The organism is Pantoea sp. 18069 (genome assembly GCF_902706035.1).
In the GTDB taxonomy this organism is placed as follows: Bacteria; Pseudomonadota; Gammaproteobacteria; order Burkholderiales; family Burkholderiaceae_C; genus Comamonas.
Genome location: NZ_CACSJA010000122.1, coordinates 1 through 427 on the forward strand (window position 1 = coordinate 1; position 427 = coordinate 427).

The 427-nt window shown below is 51.1% G+C and carries 1 protein-coding gene; it reads right to left on the reverse strand.

Features of this window, described 5'->3' with window-relative positions; genetic code table 11:
• A partial coding sequence (locus GVL12_RS25845; protein WP_159918394.1) for an aminotransferase class I/II-fold pyridoxal phosphate-dependent enzyme occupies positions 1–427 on the reverse strand: 427 nt, incomplete at both ends.

Sequence of the window (427 nt, forward strand, 5' to 3'; positions counted from 1 at the left end):
GAATCAGGCAGCGATTTTCCGGTAAATAGCGGCGAATGATGGCGATAGTTTCCTGAACACGCTGGTAGTAAAACGGTTTGATGACTGTTTCAGACAGGCGCAGCAGATCGTTACGCTTAATCATTTCACACATCATCGCCGGACCAATACCGCCAGGTGCCAGGCTGATAATGCCGTTCATATTGGTGATGGCGGTGATGATTTTTTCATTGGCGATGATAATGCCGCAGCGGGAGCCAGGTAGACCCAGCTTGGAAAGACTCATGCACAGCACGATATTCGGATTCCATAGCGGGCGCGCTTCACTGAAGATGATACCCGGGAACGGGACGCCATAAGCGTTATCAATCACCAGCGGAATGCCGTGTTGATTCGCCAGCGCGTCAAGCTTCAGCAACTCTTCGTCAGTAATCACATTGCCTGTTGG